The sequence below is a fragment of the Paenibacillus plantiphilus genome, assembly GCF_927798095.1.
In the GTDB taxonomy this organism is placed as follows: Bacteria; Bacillota; Bacilli; order Paenibacillales; family Paenibacillaceae; genus Paenibacillus_Z; species Paenibacillus_Z plantiphilus.
The window spans coordinates 254,464-272,275 of sequence record NZ_CAKMMF010000004.1 but is presented as its reverse complement, the minus strand read 5'-3'; the positions used below and the strand labels follow the sequence as shown (position 1 = coordinate 272,275).

The window sequence follows — 17,812 nt, the reverse complement described above, 5'->3', positions numbered from 1 at the left end:
CAAGAGAGGAGTTAGCATCGTTGAGAGTTATTGCAGGCACGGCCAAGGGCCGCGCGCTTAAAGCGGTGCCCGGCTTGAATACGCGCCCGACGACGGACAAGGTGAAGGAAGCGATATTCAGTATGATCGGTCCTTACTTTGACGGCGGCCGGGCGCTTGATTTATTTGCCGGAACCGGCGGGCTTGGCATCGAATCGCTCAGCCGCGGCGCAGATCATGCTGTATTCGTCGATCTGGAGCGCATGAGCATTGATGCCATCAAGCAGAATGTACAAGCTGCCGGATTTGCGGATCGCACTGAAATTTACCGCAATGAAGCAAGGCGAGCAGTTGCAGCGCTCACGAAGAGGGGAATCGCATTTCGGCTCGTATTTCTTGACCCGCCTTATCGGATGAAGGAAATGGACAGCCTGATGGTCGACCTTGCGGCGGGCGGATTGCTGGAGCCCGATGCTTATATTGTCGTTGAGCATGACGCCTCTCACCGGTATCCGGAGCAAACGGGACAGTTCTATCAGTTGAAGCACGCGCAGTACGGCGATACGGCAGTCACGATCTATGAATACAAGCCTCAAGCCGTTCTTGATGCGCCATTGGAGGAATCTTAGTTTATGCAATCATCAGGTCAACGAGTTGCCGTCTATCCGGGCAGCTTCGATCCGGTCACATGCGGTCATCTGGATATTATTCGCCGCTCGGCGAAGCAGTTCGACCATCTCATTGTGGCGGTGCTTAATAATTCCAGCAAGAACCCGTTGTTTTCCGTCGAGGAACGCAAGCTGCTGCTTGCAGAGGTAACCCGTGATTTGCCGAATGTGTCCATTGACAGCTTCCGCGATCTGCTCGTTCGATTCATGCGCTCGCGCAACGCACAGGTTATAGTGAGAGGCATCCGTTCGGTTACGGATTTCGAATATGAGCTTCAGCTCGCATCCACGAATCAGAAGCTGGATCGCGAGATTGAGACGATTTTTATGATGACGGACCCCAAATACTCCTATCTGAGCTCCAGCATTGTGAAGGAAATCGCGCAATTTCAGGGCAATGTGCAGGATTTGGTGCCGCCGGAGATTGAACAGGCTCTTGCCGCCAAGTACATATAGCTTTACTTAGCATTCTGGAAGGCCGCTGTGTGCCATCGCCGATGGGCGGCACAGCGGCGTTTTTATTGGCGAGACCGCAGCCTGGCAGCGCCCAATGAGAATGTGACCAGCAGAAAGATCGAGCAGACAAACATAAGGAGCTGCACGGGCGAATACGTCCATAGTCCAGGCAGATCACTTGCCCTTATCATCGCATAATGATCGATGAAGGCATTCTCTCCGTGCTGCTGCAGCGCAGGCGCAGCTGTCGCCAGCAATCGTGTGAACAAATGGGTCAATGGCTGCCACAGCAGCAACGTTACGACGAAGGCAAGCATGGCTTGAAGGAGCCGATTGACTGCGAGCTGGCGCAGAGACAAATCGGTTCCAGCTATCGCGCTGCCAGTCTGCAGCAAGGCGCTGATGCCGCCCCAGCTGACAATAGCGGCAATAGCTGCGGCGTTCCACGGCAGTCCGAAGGCCATGGGAGCGACAGCGGCGCCATAGGCTCCGATATGGCTTTCAAGCAGTCCGGACAGCATCCAGCTCGGAACATTATGGGGGAGCAACGGCTCGATGAGTTTCACGAGTACAGCGGCAAACATCATAAAGCCGCCGACAGCCATCAATTTGTATACACCGTTTATGACGGAATCGCCAAGCGCTTTGCCGAAGGTGCGGCCATCGCGCTGCCGCTCTGCATTCATCGCCGCGGCCGCGTGTCGAAGCAGTACTGATAGTGGCTGAGGATTCTTTTGTGCGATAAGAGGAGTGGAATGGAGTTTCTCCTGCTTCGCGAACAAGCGCTGCGCGAGCGCCGCGAGCAGCGCAGTCATCCATACGGCGGCCACTATGGCCGCGCCCAGCTCGGCACGATGAAGGAAGCCTGCGCCTATGACGAGCAGCATGAACAGCGGGCTTGGCATATGGGCGAGGGCAAGGAGCCGCTGCCCTTCACGCTTCGTCACAGTCTCGCTTCTTCTGAGGGCGGCTACGGATTCCGCTCCGGCAGTGTAGCCGCCGGTCCAGCCGGCAGCAATCGCCAGGCCCGATGCACCGGGCAGGCCAAATATCCGCCGCATAAGCGGGTCAATAAGACTGCCCAATGCGTGCACGGCGCCAAAGGCGTGCATCAGCTCCAGCAGCACCAGAAAGGGCAGCAAGCCAGGGAACACAATATTCCACCAAACGGTCAAGCCTTGCAGCGATGCCTGAAATGCTTCATCGGGATTTGATATAATAGCAGCGACTGCAGCAATTGATAGGAAGGCAAGCAGCAAGGTGCGTTTCATCCCGTTCATCTCCATTGCAGATTAGTGGCGTGGACAGCGTGGACAAAGGACCACTACATTGTACGCTTGTCTTCTCCGTGTTAGACCATATGAATGCAAGGGGGCGTCAGAGAAGTATGCGCGGAAACAAAACCTATTCAGCCGTTGGATTGCGGTGGGCACTGTTGGCGGCAATCGTAATGACGCTGCTGCTATACATACCGACTCCATTTGCGGCATATGAGCCGGGCATAGCAATAGATACCGAACCGCTGGTGAGGGCGGCTCAACCTGATGAAGGAAGCAAAGGCGAATTGATGCTTACTACTGTAAAAATGTCCTATCCGAACTTCTGGACTGTCATCTCCTCAAGCTGGGATCATGATATCGAGCTGTTCCGTAAAAAGGACTTGCTTCGGGGCAAAACAGACAAGGAATATATGCAGCGGCAATCCGTCATTATGCGCGGATCGCAAAGTGATGCCATCGAAGCGGCTTATATCGCCACTGGCACTGATTATCAAACGATCCCCGTCTCGCTGATTGTATCGGATACTAAAGATGACAGCGACCGCATGAACTCGGAGGAGTCGCTGCGTACAGGCGATGAGATTGTTGCCGCCCAAGGACGCAAGGTTCGCAGTCTGGAGGGGCTGCTCAAGGAGCTGCACAGCCGACCGAATGCCGGGGATGAAGCGGCCGAATTGCAGGTGAGCATCGTGCGCGACGGACAGCGGATGGAATTGACTCTACAGCTTGAAGCAGGCATATGGAGCGGTGCTGAAGGGCAGGGCATAGAGGCATCTGAAATTTGGGCGGCGCAAGCTTTGAAGGTAAGCGCATTATCGGAGCTGCGTACGATCAAACCTGCCGATCCAGCCAAAGCAATTACAATCGAAGCGTCAGCGATCGGCGGGCCGTCAGCAGGGCTGATGTTCGCGCTGCAGATTATAGATGAGATAACGCCAGGCGATCTGACAGGTGGCAAGCGGATAGCCGGGACGGGAACGATTCATCCCAATGGAGGTATAGGCGAAATCGGCGGGATAGCGCACAAGGTTGCAGCAGCGGAGGAGCGCGGAGCCGAGCTGTTCCTCGTGCCGAAACGTAATGCCAAGGATGCAAGACTTAAAGCGGAGGAGCTTGGAAGTGAGATGAGGATCGTTCCGGTTGAGACATTGGACGATGCGCTGGCAGCGCTTGGGATGGAGCGCAACGATGAGGTCGAAGCCCGCTAGATCTATATCGTCACGGGCTTCTCATAGTAATCGCGGAACAAATCGCGAGCTGTCGCTTGCGGCCATGCCGAGCAATAGAGGGACGTTGCTCTGACATCAAGCTCCAAAAACGGATAGGGCTCCGGCGGACGCGCAGCGCTCAGCAATACCGGCAGCCTTGCAGCGGTGCGCATTCGCTTCAACAGCTCGCGCCCCTTGGCGGAATAGCCCAGCACCCGTATGTATTGAACGCCCTCGCGCAGATGACGCGGGGAGAGCTGATCCTTGCGATGGCCGAGCAGAATCGCCAGCAGCGCCCGCTGCAGCTTGGTGCGCGTATACCGCTTCGTCTTCAGGGCGGTCAGCAGCGCTTCCATATCAAGCGATGGAAGCGTCGGAATCGCTCGCTTGAGCCGATTCTCCAGCCCCTCGCTCATCTCGTGATAGTCCGACAGCGTTTCCAGAGAGCTGCTGACGATAATGTGGAGAAGCGGCTTCCAGAACGATTGCCAGCCTGCAGGACCGTGCCCGGCCTCGAAGTCGCGAAGCAGCAGCTGCAGCGTCGTCTCGGGAACGAATGGCGCCGCTTCGCCCGGCGACTGCCGCTCCGCGAGCAGCTTGCGAATCGCTGTAGCGCTGGCGATTCCCGCATCGGTAATGTCGGCCTGCGAGTAGCCGGCCTTCTCCCGCTTCACAGAGAAGGGCTCGATGCGGCTTCCGAGCCGCTCCAGAGCCAGCAAATAATGCAGCCCAAGCGTATTGTTGGGCTGCTCCAGCGGGAAGGCGGCGGCTTCCGCATCGCCTTCGGCCGCCATGTGCCGGCGCACCGCTGCGCTGTAAGCCGCCGGGTAGCTGACGCCGCCAGCGAGCGCCTCCGCGAGAAGCCCGCTGAATGGCGCGGGCTCCTGCGCGAACGTCCGCGCGATGCGCCGCAGCGGGGCAATATCGCCCGACTCGCTGCCAAAGCACAGCGCGTCGACGACCCCCGTCGCATCGAGCAGCGCGGCGGCGCCGTATGCGAACCATTCCGCGGCCTGTGTCGCATAGGCGACCGGCAGCTCGATAACGAGATCGCAGCCGCCGCGCAGCGCCATTTCGGCACGCGTCCACTTGTTCAGCAGCGCGGGCTCGCCGCGCTGCAGAAAGTTGCCGCTCATAACGGCGACGACGGCATCGCTTTCCGTTATTTTGACCGATTGTTGCAAATGATATAGATGTCCGTTATGGAACGGATTGTATTCAACAATGAGCCCAACTGCGCGCATAATCAGTCCTCCGAATCGTTTTAATCTCATTTCACTATATCATGACGTGAAAATGTTGACAAAACGACTGAGGAATCGATATAATAAACTTTGTTTGTTTGGAGTGATTTTAATGGAGATTCATGTTCAAGAGATGGTGTCCAAAGGATTGAAGCGTTCGCTTCGCGCTAGTCTCAATGCGGACTGGCTGCAGGAGGTGCGCAAGGATATCATCGGTGCAAGCCCGCTGGAGGTCGATCTTACAGCAAGGGGAGAAGAGGGCATCGCTTATGTGGAGGGCGAGCTGTCGATTAGCGTCGATATTGCTTGTTCCAGATGTCTGGAGCCGACGAATGAACGCGTTGCCGTTCCGTTCGCGGAGAAATTCAAGCCTGCTGCTTCAAGAAAGCCGTCAAATGACGAAGAGGTCATCATCGTGGAAGAGGACCCCGTCGATTTGGAGCCTTTTTTCGAAGATACGATGCTTCTGTCATTGCCTTTCGCACCGCTTTGCAGCGAGAATTGCAAGGGGCTTTGCCACACATGCGGCGCCAACTTAAATGAGCAAAATTGCGGATGCACGAAGGATGAAATCGATCCCCGGCTTGCCGCATTGAAAGATTTGTTCAAGGATCGTTAATGACATGGGGTTTTGTAACTGAACTTTCTTTAAGGAGGTGGGAAACATGGCAGTACCACAACGCAGAACGTCCAAAACTCGTCGTGACAAACGCCGTACGCACTTTAAATTAGTGGTGCCTGGTATGGTGAAATGCGATCAATGCGGAGAGCTCAAATTGAGCCATCGCGTTTGTAAAGTTTGCGGAACTTATAAGGCAAAAGAGATTATCAAACAATAGTTCCATACAAAAGCAGCACTTCATCCCGTGATGAGGTGCTATTTTTTTGCTGCACTCTGAACCGCAGCGTGTGGAAGGAACGATATCCATCCTTCTGACATTGCTTAACGGCGGAATCTTATATATACTATTAGTACCTGGTTATAATAGCTGCTTTCAACTACAGCCATTTTGGTGTTCTTATTTCTTTGTTTATAGTTTCAATTTCAGATATCAATAGGCAAGGTGGTGCGGACCATCGAACGTCTTCCGAAACGGCAGAGGCATCAGCAGCTCTCCCGTCTAATAGAAGAGAATCCATTTATTACGGACCGTGAGCTGACACGTCAATTGAAAGTAAGCATACAAACTGTGCGCCTCGACCGGATGGAGCTCGCTATTCCCGAGCTGCGCGAGCGAATGAAGCTGATGGCGGAGCGCTCTTATGATGCTGTCCGGTCATTGCCGCTTCACGAGGTCATCGGCGATATTGTGGATTTGCAGCTGGATCGCAGCGGGATTTCGATATTCGAAATTCGTGCGGAGCATGTGTTTTCAAGAACGGGCATCGCAAGGGGCCATCATGTTTTTGCACAGGCCAACTCGCTTGCGGTGGCTGTTATTAATGAAGAGATCGCACTTACAGCAACGGCTGACATTCGATTCGTAAGATCGGTCAAGCTTGGCGAGAAATGCATCGCCAAAGCCTATGTCCGATCAATCTCGGGCGAACGGAGCAAAGCGAAGGTAGAGGTGTTCTCGTACGTAGGCGACGAAATGGTGTTTCAGGGCCACTTTGTCATCTATCGTTCTACGGGCGAGAGTGCGATTGAGGGAGGAATTTAACGTGCGGATCGCAATTGATGCGATGGGTGGCGACCATGCGCCTGGGCTTATCGTTAAAGGTGCGCTGGAGGCGGCAGCTGAATGGCCGGATACGCAGCTTCTCCTTGTTGGAGATACCGCATTGATTGAGAAGGAGCTAGGCGGCGTGAAACCGCCGAATGTGACGATCATTCATGCAGATGAGGTTATCGGACCGGATGATGAGCCGGTTAAAGCAGTGCGCCGCAAGAAAACATCGTCAATGGTTATTGCCGGCCAGCTAGTGCGGGAAGGCAAAGCGGAGGCGATGCTGTCTGCCGGCAATACAGGCGCATTAATGACAACGGGCTTGCTCGTCGTCGGCCGCATCGCTGGCATTGAACGGCCAGCGCTTGCACCGATGCTGCCGACGATGGATGATGTCGGCGTTCTGGCGCTTGATCTGGGCGCGAATATGGATGCCAAGCCGGAGCATTTGCTGCAATATGGCATTATGGGCAGTATTTTTCGGACCAAGATCCACGGAATGGACAACCCGCGAGTCGGGCTGCTGAATGTGGGGACGGAAGCGATGAAGGGCAATGAGCTGACGAAGGCGGCCTATGAGCTGCTGGAAGCGGCGCCAATTAACTTTGTCGGCAATGTGGAGGCCAACGGAGTGCTGACACGCAAATGCGATGTGCTTGTATGCGATGGATTCTCCGGCAATATTATGCTTAAAGCGATGGAGGGCACGGCAGGCTTCCTGATGAAGGAGATCCGCAATGCTTTCACGAGCACATGGCTGACGAAAATTGCAGCATTGATCGTTCGTCCGAAGATGCTCCAATTAAAGGCGAAGATGGATTATAAAGAGTATGGCGCTGGACTGCTGCTTGGCGTGAATGGTTTGGTGCTCAAGTGCCACGGCTCATCTGACAATAAGGCCGTTAGAAATGCGGTCGGCAAGGCGCGCACAGCCATTGAGACACAGTTGATTCAATCTATTACAGCGGAAATGGGCAGGAAGTGAGTGGGAAGATGCAATTAAATTCCGTAGGTATTATCGGTACTGGCAAATATGTTCCTGAGCGGATTTTATCGAATAAAGAATTAGAGCAGATGGTCGAGACGAACGATGAGTGGATCGTTACTCGCACAGGCATTCGCGAACGGCGCATCGCAGCTCCGGAGCAGGCGACATCGGATCTCGCTTTTAATGCGGCGGAGATCGCCTTGAAGGCTGCGGGCATAACGGCAGCCGAGCTTGATCTCATTATTGTGGCGACCATTACGCCGGATATGTTCTTCCCCTCGACAGCATGCCTGCTTCAAGAGAAGCTGGGTGCAACGAAAGCGGCGGCGTTCGATCTTTCTGCTGCCTGCTCGGGCTTTATCTATGGCTTGGCAACGGCTAACAGCATGATTGCAAGCGGCATGTACAAGCATGTACTCGTCGTTGGAGCGGAATGCCTCTCGCGCATTACTGATTATACCGACCGCAACACCTGCATCCTGTTCGGAGACGGCGCTGGCGCAGTCGTTCTTGGCCCAGTGCCGGAAGGCCGCGGCTTCCGCTCATTCGAGCTGGGCGCAGACGGTTCTGGAGGCGAGCTGCTCAAAGTATGCGGCGGCGGCTCGCGAGTACCGTCAACAGAGGCCAGCATTGCAGAGAAGCAGCATTATATCTATATGGCAGGCAGCGAAGTGTTCAAATTTGCTGTGCGCATCATGGGGAATGCGGCTGAGGAAGCGCTAAGCAAAGCAGGGATAGACAAAGGCAAGATTGATCTGCTAATTCCGCATCAGGCGAATATCCGTATCATTCAATCCGCGCTGAACAAGCTCAGTCTCTCCGAAGACAAGTGTATGATCAACCTTGACAAGTACGGCAATGTATCTGCGGCATCCATTCCGATTGCGCTCGCTGAAGCTGTTGAGCAAGGGCGCGTGAACGAGGGTGACTGCTTGGTGCTTGTCGGCTTTGGAGGCGGACTTACATGGGGCGCATCTGTATTGGTATGGTAATGGCAATCTCGACGTAGGAAGGAGCAGCATCAATGGGAAAAACAGCATTCGTATTTCCCGGCCAGGGCGCACAAGCCGTTGGCATGGGTAGAGACATTTATGATGAAATAGCTGAAGCGAGGCATTTCTTTGAACGCGCTGACGCGGCGCTTGGCTTCAAACTGAGCGATATCATTTTTAACGGACCAGACGAGCTGCTGAAGCAAACCGTTCATACACAGCCTGCTTTGCTGACCGTCAGCGTGGCATTGCTGGAGCTGTTCAAGGCTCGCGGATTGCAGCCGGATTATGTGGCAGGCCATAGCTTGGGCGAATACAGCGCTCTTGTAGCGGCTGGTGTAATGAGCTTTGAGGATGCTGTGCGCACGGTTCGTTTGCGCGGCGAGTATATGGAGCAGGCAGTGCCGAGCGGCCAAGGGGCAATGTCGGCTGTTCTTGGCGCAGAGCGCGGGGCGCTGTCGTCGTTGTGCGCTGCTATAACTGCTGAAGGAAGCTCGGTTGAGCTTGCTAATGTGAACTGTCCCGGCCAAATCGTTATATCGGGCACGGCAGCAGGCGTTGCGGCGGCAGCGGAGCGCGGCAAGGAGGCAGGAGCCAAGCGCGTTATACCGCTGGAGGTAAGCGGCCCGTTTCATTCCTCGCTGATGAAGTCTGCGGCGGATCGGTTGACAGGCGTGCTGGCGGACATTCCGATGGGAGATGCAGCAATACCTGTCATTGCCAACGTAACAGCGAGACCTGTCAGCGAAGCAGGGGCTATCCGCAGCCTTCTCACAGAGCAGGTGTATTCTCCGGTTCTTTGGGAAGACAGCGTTAAATGGATGATCGAGCAGGGTGTGGATACCTTCGTGGAAATCGGCTCAGGCTCCGTTCTGTCAGGTCTGATCAAAAAAATCGACAAAACCGTTTCCATACAAACGATCAACAGTCTAGCCTCCCTGGAAACAGCAGTGACTGCCTGACAGTCAGTCGGACAGCCCGCACAGGAGGGCAATATTATTGAAGGGAGAGATCGATATGTTCGCTGACCTTACAGGTAAAATAGCACTGGTAACCGGCGCATCCCGCGGCATTGGCCGTGCAATCGCAATCGAGCTGGCAGAGGCTGGCGCAGATGTTGCCATCAACTATGCAGGAGGCGAGGCGGCAGCGGCCGAAACTGCTCAAGCGGTTGAAGCATTAGGCCGCCGCGCGCTCATCCTGCAAGCCAACGTAGGCAAGCCTGACGAGTTCGAGGCGATGGTGAAGCAGGTCTTGGAAGCGTTCGGGTCCATTGATATTCTTGTCAATAATGCCGGAATTACGCGCGACAACCTTATTATGCGCATGAAGGAAGAGGAGTTCGATCAAGTGATCGAGACGAATCTCAAGGGCGTCTTCAACGGCATTAAGGCGGTTACCCGGCAAATGATGAAGCAGCGCTCCGGCCGGATCATCAACATCTCTTCAGTCGTTGGCGTTCTGGGCAATCCCGGACAAGCGAACTATGTTGCCGCTAAGGCGGGCGTAATCGGCTTGACGAAGGCTTCGGCCCGCGAGCTGGCGTCACGCAGCATTACAGTGAACTGTGTAGCGCCGGGCTTCATCGAAACCGATATGACAGACAAGCTGCCGGAGGAGATGAAGGAGAAGCTGTCGCAGGACATTCCGCTGGCCAAGCTTGGCGCGCCTAAGGATATTGCCGCTGCAGTCCGGTTCCTTGCATCTGATGCGGCATCTTACATGACAGGCCAAACTATTCATGTGGATGGCGGCATGTACATGTAGCAAATTTGCTGCTTCTGTGGAGCACGCTGAGGCAGCCGATAGACATATGGCAATTTGTCCGCAATTCTCGTATAATACCATGGAGGAGGTGAACCGGATGTCCGATGTATTAGAGCGTGTAAAACGCATCGTTGTCGATCGCCTTGGCGTTGACGAAACAGAAGTCACCATCGAAGCGTCGTTCAAAGACGACCTCGGCGCTGACTCTCTCGATGTCGTTGAACTAGTTATGGAACTGGAAGATGAGTTCGATTTGGAGATCTCTGATGAAGATGCAGAGAAAATTACGAGTGTGGGAGAAGTAGTTAATTACATACAATCTCACACCTAAGTTAAAGGCGAGTCCCGTTCACAAGGCGGGACTTCTCTCCATCTAACGCATTTTTTCAAAATATAAGAAAGTATATGCTCATCCTATACTTTGATTATATTTCCAACGGGAAGAAGCCCTTGCACCGCCATTAATGACGGCGTCAACTATTTCTTCTTGCATGGTTCCCCTGGAAATGAACAAGCGCAACCGCGTTTTTAATAGATTACAGGCACGTAACAAATATTGTTGTCCAGCAGAGGTGATTTGGAATGAACAAGAGAGTGGTCGTTACGGGCATGGGGGTCATGACCTCGCTCGGCACTGATTTGGATCAATTTTGGGGAAGCTTGATGGAAGGTAAGTCTGGCGTCTCGCATGTCGAGGCATTTGATGTATCCGAATATCCAACCCAAATTGCTGCAGAAATCAAAAATTTCAATCCAGAGGATTATTTTGATAAAAAAGAAGGACGCCGCATGGATCGTTTCGTTCAATTTGCAGTCGCTGCCAGTCAGATGGCTGTTAAGGACGCAGCGCTCCAAATAGGCGACAATGTGGATGCTGAGCGTGTCGGCATTATGATCGGCTCCGGCATTGGAGGTCTTGGAACCTGGGAGGATCAGCATAATATTCTGCTGGAGAAGGGACCTAAACGCGTCAGTCCATTCTTTATTCCGATGATGATCGCGAATATGGCTTCCGGTCAAGTTTCTATCGCAACTGGCGCCAAAGGCCCTAACAGCACAGCTGTAACGGCTTGTGCCACGGGTACGCATTCCATCGGAGATTCCTACAAGCTGATTCAGCGCGGCGAAGCGGATGTTATGATCTGCGGCGGCGCAGAAGCGACCATTCGTCCGACAGGCATGGCAGGCTTCTGCTCCATGCGCGCGATGTCAACCCGCAATGATGAGCCGGCCAAAGCGAGCCGCCCGTTCGATATCGACCGTGACGGATTCATTATGGGCGAAGGATCTGGTGTGCTTGTGCTTGAATCGCTGGAGCATGCGCTGGAGCGTGGCGCTCGCATTTATGCGGAGATTGCCGGCTACGGCATGAGCGGAGACGCTTATCATATGACAGAGCCTGATCCGGACGGAGCAGCGCGCTGCATGCAGCGCGCTCTGAAGGACGGGGGTCTGGAGCCCTCGACTATTGATTACATCAATGCGCATGGAACGTCTACGCCAGTCGGAGACAGATCGGAGACGCTTGCGATTAAGAAAGCGTTCGGCGATCATGCTTACAAGGTTGCTGTCAGCTCGACCAAATCGATGACAGGCCACTTGCTGGGCGCAGCCGGCGGCGTTGAGGCTGTTATTCTCGGCCTTACGCTTGTAAACGGCATCATACCGCCAACGATCAATTTGGATAATCCTGATCCGGAATGTGATCTTGACTATGTGCCTCACACGCCGCGCAAAGCGGATGTAAAGGTGGCATTGTCCAATTCGTTCGGTTTCGGCGGTCATAACGCTACGATCGTGATGAAGAAATATGAAGCATGATAGGTTTGAGGAGCTGCAGCAGCGTCTGCAGCTTCGCTTTCATAAGCCGCGTTTGCTCAAGCAGGCCTTTACGCATACTTCCTATGTGAACGAGCATAAGCAGAGGGAGCTTGAGCATAACGAGCGATTGGAATTTTTGGGCGATGCCGTTCTGCAGCTTACCGTCTCCGAGCATTTGTACCGTACCTTTCCGGACAGGCCTGAGGGACAGCTGACGAGAATGCGCGCTTCCATCGTATGCGAGCCCTCGCTTGCGCGTTTTGCTGATATGCTCTCCTTCGGCGCTCATGTTCTGCTTGGGCGGGGCGAAGAGCAGCTGGGCGGCAGACAGCGTCCCGCATTGCTGGCGGATCTGTTCGAATCTTTTGTCGGCGCGATCTACCTGGATCAGGGTATTGAGGCCGTCCGCGCATTTCTGGCTGACAACATCTTTCCGCATATCGACATAGACGGCGGATTGCTTGTGAAGGATTACAAGTCTACCCTTCAGGAGCGAGCGCAGCATGCCGGAATGAGTCCCATTGAATATCGGATCAAGGAAGAGCGTGGACCTGCGCATGATCGCGAATTTGTCGTCGAGGTTTATATCGGCGAGCAGATGTGGGGAACAGGCGTAGGCCGCACGAAGAAAGAAGCGGAGCAGCAGGCGGCTGCGGAAGCCTGGCGGAGCTTATTTAAACAAGCTTGATGCTGGTATGGATGAATCCTGGGCCACTGTTGTGGAGACCGGGATTTTTTTATTCACGCGAGGGGGAAGAATGTGTCGTCACAACGCTGCTTCAAGCGCTTTTTCGCAACGCTTTATTCCACTCCGATGGTGGATTTCAGCATGTCCTTTTCGGTTAATTATGATACAATAGTCGGTGAGGTGAAGGCTGAGCTATGTTCCTGAAAAGGATTGAATTAGCAGGATTTAAATCGTTTGCCGACAAGACGGAGCTGGAGTTCGTCAGGGGTATAACGGCGGTTGTCGGTCCGAACGGCAGCGGCAAGAGCAACATTAGCGACGGCATTCGCTGGGTGCTTGGCGAGCAGAGTGCCAAGAGCTTGCGCGGCGGCAAGATGGAAGACATTATTTTTGCCGGAAGCGATGCTCGTAAAGCGGTTAATTTCAGTGAAGTGTCGCTGACGCTGGATAACAGCGATAATGCGCTGCCGCTTGATTATAATGAGGTGACGGTTACGCGCCGCGTCCATCGCAGCGGCGATAGTGAATATATGATTAACAAGCAGCCATGCCGGCTAAGAGATATTACGGAATTGTTCATGGATACCGGAATCGGCAAGGAAGCTTATTCGATTATCGGACAAGGCCGGATCGAAGAGATTCTAAGTACGAGATCGGAGGATCGCCGCGGAATTTTCGAGGAAGCCTCCGGTATTGTGAAATATAAGTCGCGCAAGCGCGAAGCACAGAAGAAGCTTGATGAAACGGAGCAGAATCTGCTGCGGATTCATGATCTTGTATCCGAGCTTGAGGATCAGGTGGAGCCGCTTCGTGTGCAATCGGAGAAGGCTGTAAATTTCAAACAGCTGAAGGAACAGCTTAAGACGTCTGAGATTTCCATGTATGTACATAATATTGAGACGGTGCATCGCTCCTGGAGCGAGGCCAATGAGCGAATGAACAGGCTTCAGGGAGAGCAGCTGCAGCTGTCTACGGTAGTGAGCAAGCATGATGCCTTGCTTGAGAAGGATCGCCAGAAGCTGCGGGAGATTGAGGAAGCGCTGGATCGTTTGCATGAATCGATGCTGCAGATCAGCGAGGATTATGAGAAGTGCGAGGGCTATGGCGAGGTTCTGAAGGAGCGCAAGCGCAATCTGGACGGGAATCGGGCACAGCTGGAGACATCGATTGAATCGCAATCGCAGCGAATCGCGGCTCTGACGAAGGAAGAGGCAGAGTTTCGGAGCAAAGGGGCTGCGTTGGAGAACGAGCTGACCATTCTTCGCCAGAAGCTTCTTGAAGAGGAAGCGCAGCTGCTGGGCAACGCGGCTTCCTTAACAGGGGATGCCGAGGAATCGCTCAAGAGCGACCTCCTTGATGTGCTCAGCTCCATGGCGCAGCTGCGCAATGAAATTCGCTATGCTTCGCAGCAGGAGGAAACGCTGCAGCGCAGAATGGAACGGCTGGGCGATGAACAATCCAAGTGGCAGGAGCAGTATGGGAAGCTGACTGCGCGCCGCGAGGAGCTGGGGCAAAGACTAGCGGATACTTTAGCTGAGATTACAGCTACGCGCGATCGCTATATTCAAGAGGGCGAACGGCTGCAATCCGGGCAGAAGCTGCTGGAAGAAGCGCAGGGAGCCATCCGCAAGTGGGAGCAGAAAGTTGAAGCGCTGCGATCCAGACGCGACACGATGAAAGAAATGCAGGATGATCTGGATGGTTTCATGCAGGGCGTCCGTGAAGTGCTCAAGGCGTCACGCCGCACCTCCGGTGGTCTTGAGGGGGTGCACGGCGCTGTTGCCGAGCTTGTCCGCGTGCCGGAGAAGGTGGAGCTGGCCGTGGAGACGGCGCTTGGCGGCGCGCTGCAGCATGTTGTCATGCATGATGAGCGGAGCGCTCGCGCTGCAATCGCGTTCCTGAAGCAGCGCCAGCTCGGAAGAGCGACATTCCTGCCGCTGGACGTTATTCGCGGGAGGAACATTCCAGAACAGGATAAGCGGGTTATTGCCGGGATTGAGGGCTTTGTCGGCGTAGCAGCTGATCTGGTCACCTGTGATTCTGCATACAAGTCCATCGTCGACAATCTGCTGGGCAATGTCATTATCGCTGAAACATTGGAGCAAGCGAACCGGATCGCGGCGAAATGCCACTATCGGTTCCGAGTTGTTACGCTGGAAGGCGATGTTGTCAATGCGGGCGGCTCCATGACGGGCGGAAGTCTGCAGAAGAAGGGCGCCAACCTGCTCGGCAGGCAGCGTCAGATCGAAGCTCTGGATGGAGAGATCAAGTCGACAGAGGAGCAGCTCGTGAAGCTGCGCGACAAAATCGGCGACCTGCGCAAGGAGCAATCCATTCGAAGCCAGAATGTCGATGAGCTGCGCGGTCAAGGCGAGCAGCGCCGGATTGATGAGCAGCATCTGCGGGCAGAGCTGCAGCAGCTCGATAATGAGAACCGACATTTGGAGGAGCAGCGTCAGCTGTTCGAGACTGACACTGTCGGTCACAAGTCGGAGCGGGAGCAGATCAAGCAATCTGCTGCGGAAGCCGAGCGTCGTCTTGCAGAGCTGACTGGGGAGGAAGCGAAGCTCCAGGAGGCGATTCGGCAGGCTGAGAGTCGGCGCAAGGAGAACGAGACGGCCAAGGAGCATCTGCAAGGCCAACTGACAGATATCAAGATCGCTGTAGCCAAGACCGACCAGGAGAAGCAATCCTTCGAGGATCAGGCCGCTCGCGTCAGGTCGGATATCGGCCGCGCGAAAGGGGAGTTGGCAGGGCTTCGCGATATGCTGGCGCGCCAGGAAGAGGATGCGGAGCAGCATGCGCAGGAGAGCGTCAGACAGATTGAGCAGTTGAACGAGCTGCGTCTGCAGAAGGATTCCTGTTCGGAGCAGACGGATATCCAGCGCGCGCAGCGAGCCAATATGACTCGCGAGCTGGAGCAGGGCGAGAGCGAGACGAAGGAGCAGCGGGCACAGCTGCGCACCGTTGAGGACGGGCTGCGTCAGACAGAAATTGCAGCCAATCGTCTCGATGTCGAGCTGGAGAACCTGCTTCGCAAGCTCAGCGAGGAATATGAGCTGAGCTTTGAATTGGCGAAGGAGCGCTACCCTGTCCCTGAAGACATTCAGGCGATGCAGAATGAGGTGCGCGACCTGAAACGCAGCATCTCGGCGCTTGGCGAGGTCAACCTTGGGGCGATTGAGGAGTATGAGCGCGTTAAGGAACGTTATACCTTCCTGAGCGACCAGAAGAATGATCTGATTGATGCCAAGACGACGCTCTATCAGGTTATTCGCGAGATGGATGAAGAGATGTCCAAGCGATTCCGCACGACGTTCGAGGCGATTCGCGGCCACTTTGTCATCGTATTCGCGAAGCTGTTCGGCGGCGGACGGGCGGATCTTATTATGGTCGAGCCGGATCGCGTGCTGGATAGCGGCATTGACATCGTTGCGCAGCCTCCGGGCAAGAAGCTGCAAAATTTGCAGCTTCTGTCGGGCGGAGAAAGAGCATTGACGGCGATTGCGCTGTTATTTGCTATACTGCAAGTCAAGCCTGTGCCGTTCTGTGTCCTCGATGAGGTTGAAGCTGCATTGGATGAAGCCAACGTCTCCAGATTTGCGCAATATCTTCGTGAATTCTCGGAGCTGACGCAGTTTATCGTCGTTACACACCGCAAGGGAACGATGGAGGAAGCGGACGTGCTGTACGGGGTTACGATGGAGGAAGGCGGCGTATCCAAGCTGGTATCCGTCCGCTTGGAGGACGAGGAGCCGGTATATGCTTCCTAAAGACGGGCTAGTGTTTTCATATACATGAACAGAAACCGGAGTCGGACGGACATAAGTTTCTGCACCGCGCGCAGATTCCAGCGTGAGGTGGGGCGATACATGTCGGGTCCGAGCCCGGTTTTTGCGAGTAAAGGGATGGAGTGATCAGTATGAGTTTCTTCAAACGGTTAAAGGAAAGCATTTCGCAAAAAACCGAAGCGGTTACGAATATTTTTAAAGAGGGGTTGACCAAGACGCGCACCGCCTTCGTGGAGAAGGTGGAGGAGCTCATAACCCGCCGCAAAAAAATCGACGAGGCCTTCTACGAAGAGCTGGAAGAAATTTTGATCGGAGCAGATGTAGGCGTCAATACAGTTATGGGACTGATCGACGATCTGCGCGCCGAAGTGAAGAAGCGCAAAATCGAGGATGCGGCAGAATTGCAGCCGGTATTGTCAGAGAAGCTAGTCGGCTTGCTCAAGAGGGATGAGGATAACGGGCTTCGCATGGCAGATTCGGGCATGACGGTTATTCTGTTCGTTGGAGTCAATGGTGTAGGCAAAACGACGACAATCGGCAAGCTGGCGCATAAGTTCAAATCTGAAGGAAAAAGCGTCCTGCTTGCAGCGGGAGACACCTTCCGCGCTGGCGCGATTGAGCAATTGGAAGTATGGGGCCAGCGTGTCGGCGTCGACGTTATCAAGCAGGAGTCCGGCGCCGACCCGGCAGCCGTTATGTACGATGCCATTAATGCGGCCAAAAATCGCGGTGTTGACGTTCTTTTATGCGACACGGCGGGCAGATTGCAGAACAAGTCCAACCTGATGGATGAGCTGAACAAAATATTCCGCGTCCTCCAGCGCGAGGTGCCAAGCGCACCGCATGAGGTGCTGCTCGTGCTTGATGCGACTACAGGGCAGAATGCGCTAAGCCAAGCCAAGCTATTCGGAGAGAAAAGCGGCGTGACGGGTCTTGTGTTAACGAAGCTGGACGGAACAGCCAAAGGCGGTATCGTCATTGCGATTCGCAATGAACTGAATTTGCCAGTGAAGCTGGTCGGACTCGGCGAGAAAATGGACGATCTGCAGGAATTTGATTCCGATCAGTTCGTACATGCATTATTCGCGGGTCTCATTCAAAAAGCGGAAGAGTCGGAAGTCCAGTCTTAAAACTGATAAGAACAGACACAGACACAGACACAAACACAAACACAAACAAAGACACAAACAAAGACACAAACAAAGACACAAACAAAGACACAAACAAAGACACAAACAAAGACACAAACAAAGACACAAA

At 54.3% G+C, this 17,812-nt stretch carries 17 protein-coding genes; 15 read left to right on the top strand and 2 right to left on the bottom strand.

Annotated features, from left to right (window positions below; genetic code table 11):
• Window positions 1-20 precede the first annotated feature (20 nt).
• Together rsmD and coaD are read left to right on the top strand one after the other, a co-directional pair.
• Window positions 21-608: a 16S rRNA (guanine(966)-N(2))-methyltransferase RsmD gene (gene rsmD, locus L6H65_RS05175; RefSeq protein ID WP_236339417.1), complete on the top strand. Its 588-nt coding sequence runs from the start codon at window positions 21-23 to the stop codon at window positions 606-608.
• Window positions 609-611: 3 nt separating this feature from the next.
• Window positions 612-1,103 carry a pantetheine-phosphate adenylyltransferase gene (gene coaD / locus L6H65_RS05170; protein WP_236339416.1) on the top strand — a complete coding sequence of 164 codons (492 nt, stop codon included), beginning with the start codon at window positions 612-614 and terminating at the stop codon, window positions 1,101-1,103.
• A gap of 62 nt (window positions 1,104-1,165) precedes the next feature.
• On the opposite strand, the gene L6H65_RS05165 is transcribed toward coaD, so the two are convergent.
• Window positions 1,166-2,374, bottom strand: a complete 1,209-nt coding sequence (locus L6H65_RS05165; protein ID WP_236339415.1) for a nucleoside recognition domain-containing protein — start codon at window positions 2,372-2,374, stop codon at window positions 1,166-1,168.
• Between the two features lie 116 nt (window positions 2,375-2,490).
• On the opposite strand from L6H65_RS05165, the gene L6H65_RS05160 reads away from it, so the two are divergent.
• Window positions 2,491-3,591 carry a S16 family serine protease gene (locus L6H65_RS05160; RefSeq protein WP_236339414.1) on the top strand — a complete coding sequence of 367 codons (1,101 nt, stop codon included), beginning with the start codon at window positions 2,491-2,493 and terminating at the stop codon, window positions 3,589-3,591.
• 2 nt (window positions 3,592-3,593) lie between these two features.
• Here the strand turns inward: L6H65_RS05160 and L6H65_RS05155 are convergent, their stop codons facing one another.
• Entirely contained in the window at window positions 3,594-4,835 is a 1,242-nt protein-coding gene (locus L6H65_RS05155) for a nucleotidyltransferase (protein WP_236339413.1), read from the bottom strand.
• A 112-nt stretch (window positions 4,836-4,947) separates the two neighbouring features.
• Here L6H65_RS05155 and L6H65_RS05150 point away from each other — a divergent pair, with 112 nt between their 5' ends.
• From L6H65_RS05150 to ftsY, 12 genes are all read left to right on the top strand, one after another.
• Window positions 4,948-5,454, top strand: coding sequence for a YceD family protein (locus tag L6H65_RS05150; protein ID WP_236339412.1), 507 nt, complete (start codon window positions 4,948-4,950; stop codon window positions 5,452-5,454).
• Between the two features lie 46 nt (window positions 5,455-5,500).
• On the top strand, window positions 5,501-5,674 hold the full coding sequence (gene rpmF / locus L6H65_RS05145; protein WP_236339411.1) for a 50S ribosomal protein L32: 174 nt from the start codon (window positions 5,501-5,503) through the stop codon (window positions 5,672-5,674).
• A gap of 225 nt (window positions 5,675-5,899) precedes the next feature.
• Window positions 5,900-6,499, top strand: a complete 600-nt coding sequence (gene fapR / locus L6H65_RS05140; protein WP_236339410.1) for a transcription factor FapR — start codon at window positions 5,900-5,902, stop codon at window positions 6,497-6,499.
• 1 nt (window position 6,500) lies between these two features.
• Window positions 6,501-7,490: a phosphate acyltransferase PlsX gene (gene plsX, locus L6H65_RS05135; protein ID WP_236339409.1), complete on the top strand. Its 990-nt coding sequence runs from the start codon at window positions 6,501-6,503 to the stop codon at window positions 7,488-7,490.
• 8 nt (window positions 7,491-7,498) lie between these two features.
• Window positions 7,499-8,485: a beta-ketoacyl-ACP synthase III gene (locus tag L6H65_RS05130; RefSeq protein ID WP_236339408.1), complete on the top strand. Its 987-nt coding sequence runs from the start codon at window positions 7,499-7,501 to the stop codon at window positions 8,483-8,485.
• Window positions 8,486-8,517: 32 nt separating this feature from the next.
• The gene (gene fabD / locus L6H65_RS05125) at window positions 8,518-9,447 is read left to right on the top strand and encodes an ACP S-malonyltransferase (protein WP_236339407.1); all 930 of its coding nucleotides are present in this window, start codon (window positions 8,518-8,520) and stop codon (window positions 9,445-9,447) included.
• Between the two features lie 55 nt (window positions 9,448-9,502).
• A complete protein-coding gene (fabG, locus tag L6H65_RS05120; RefSeq protein WP_236339451.1) occupies window positions 9,503-10,252 on the top strand; it encodes a 3-oxoacyl-[acyl-carrier-protein] reductase in 750 nt (249 codons plus the stop codon).
• A 97-nt stretch (window positions 10,253-10,349) separates the two neighbouring features.
• Window positions 10,350-10,583, top strand: a complete 234-nt coding sequence (acpP, locus tag L6H65_RS05115; RefSeq protein WP_236339406.1) for an acyl carrier protein — start codon at window positions 10,350-10,352, stop codon at window positions 10,581-10,583.
• Between the two features lie 251 nt (window positions 10,584-10,834).
• Entirely contained in the window at window positions 10,835-12,073 is a 1,239-nt protein-coding gene (gene fabF, locus L6H65_RS05110; protein WP_236339405.1) for a beta-ketoacyl-ACP synthase II, read from the top strand.
• The gene (rnc, locus tag L6H65_RS05105; protein WP_236339404.1) at window positions 12,063-12,761 is read left to right on the top strand and encodes a ribonuclease III; all 699 of its coding nucleotides are present in this window, start codon (window positions 12,063-12,065) and stop codon (window positions 12,759-12,761) included. The genes fabF and rnc overlap by 11 nt, the downstream gene beginning before the upstream one ends.
• A gap of 194 nt (window positions 12,762-12,955) precedes the next feature.
• Complete coding sequence (gene smc, locus L6H65_RS05100; RefSeq protein ID WP_236339403.1) at window positions 12,956-16,534, top strand: chromosome segregation protein SMC; 3,579 nt, start codon at window positions 12,956-12,958, stop codon at window positions 16,532-16,534.
• A 149-nt stretch (window positions 16,535-16,683) separates the two neighbouring features.
• Window positions 16,684-17,682 (top strand): signal recognition particle-docking protein FtsY, encoded by a 999-nt coding sequence (ftsY, locus tag L6H65_RS05095; RefSeq protein ID WP_236339402.1) that lies wholly within the window; start codon window positions 16,684-16,686, stop codon window positions 17,680-17,682.
• Window positions 17,683-17,812 lie beyond the last annotated feature (130 nt).

Coding starts and splice junctions, on each gene's coding strand:
- acpP (WP_236339406.1), top strand. CDS start 10,350: ATGTCCGATGTATTAGAGCGTGTAAAACGCATCGTTGTCGATCGCCTT.
- coaD (WP_236339416.1), top strand. CDS start 612: ATGCAATCATCAGGTCAACGAGTTGCCGTCTATCCGGGCAGCTTCGAT.
- L6H65_RS05130 (WP_236339408.1), top strand. CDS start 7,499: ATGCAATTAAATTCCGTAGGTATTATCGGTACTGGCAAATATGTTCCT.
- fabD (WP_236339407.1), top strand. CDS start 8,518: ATGGGAAAAACAGCATTCGTATTTCCCGGCCAGGGCGCACAAGCCGTT.
- fabF (WP_236339405.1), top strand. CDS start 10,835: ATGAACAAGAGAGTGGTCGTTACGGGCATGGGGGTCATGACCTCGCTC.
- fabG (WP_236339451.1), top strand. CDS start 9,503: ATGTTCGCTGACCTTACAGGTAAAATAGCACTGGTAACCGGCGCATCC.
- rpmF (WP_236339411.1), top strand. CDS start 5,501: ATGGCAGTACCACAACGCAGAACGTCCAAAACTCGTCGTGACAAACGC.
- L6H65_RS05160 (WP_236339414.1), top strand. CDS start 2,491: ATGCGCGGAAACAAAACCTATTCAGCCGTTGGATTGCGGTGGGCACTG.
- rnc (WP_236339404.1), top strand. CDS start 12,063: ATGAAGCATGATAGGTTTGAGGAGCTGCAGCAGCGTCTGCAGCTTCGC.
- L6H65_RS05150 (WP_236339412.1), top strand. CDS start 4,948: ATGGAGATTCATGTTCAAGAGATGGTGTCCAAAGGATTGAAGCGTTCG.
- ftsY (WP_236339402.1), top strand. CDS start 16,684: ATGAGTTTCTTCAAACGGTTAAAGGAAAGCATTTCGCAAAAAACCGAA.
- L6H65_RS05155 (WP_236339413.1), bottom strand. CDS start 4,835: ATGCGCGCAGTTGGGCTCATTGTTGAATACAATCCGTTCCATAACGGA.
- smc (WP_236339403.1), top strand. CDS start 12,956: ATGTTCCTGAAAAGGATTGAATTAGCAGGATTTAAATCGTTTGCCGAC.
- L6H65_RS05165 (WP_236339415.1), bottom strand. CDS start 2,374: ATGAAACGCACCTTGCTGCTTGCCTTCCTATCAATTGCTGCAGTCGCT.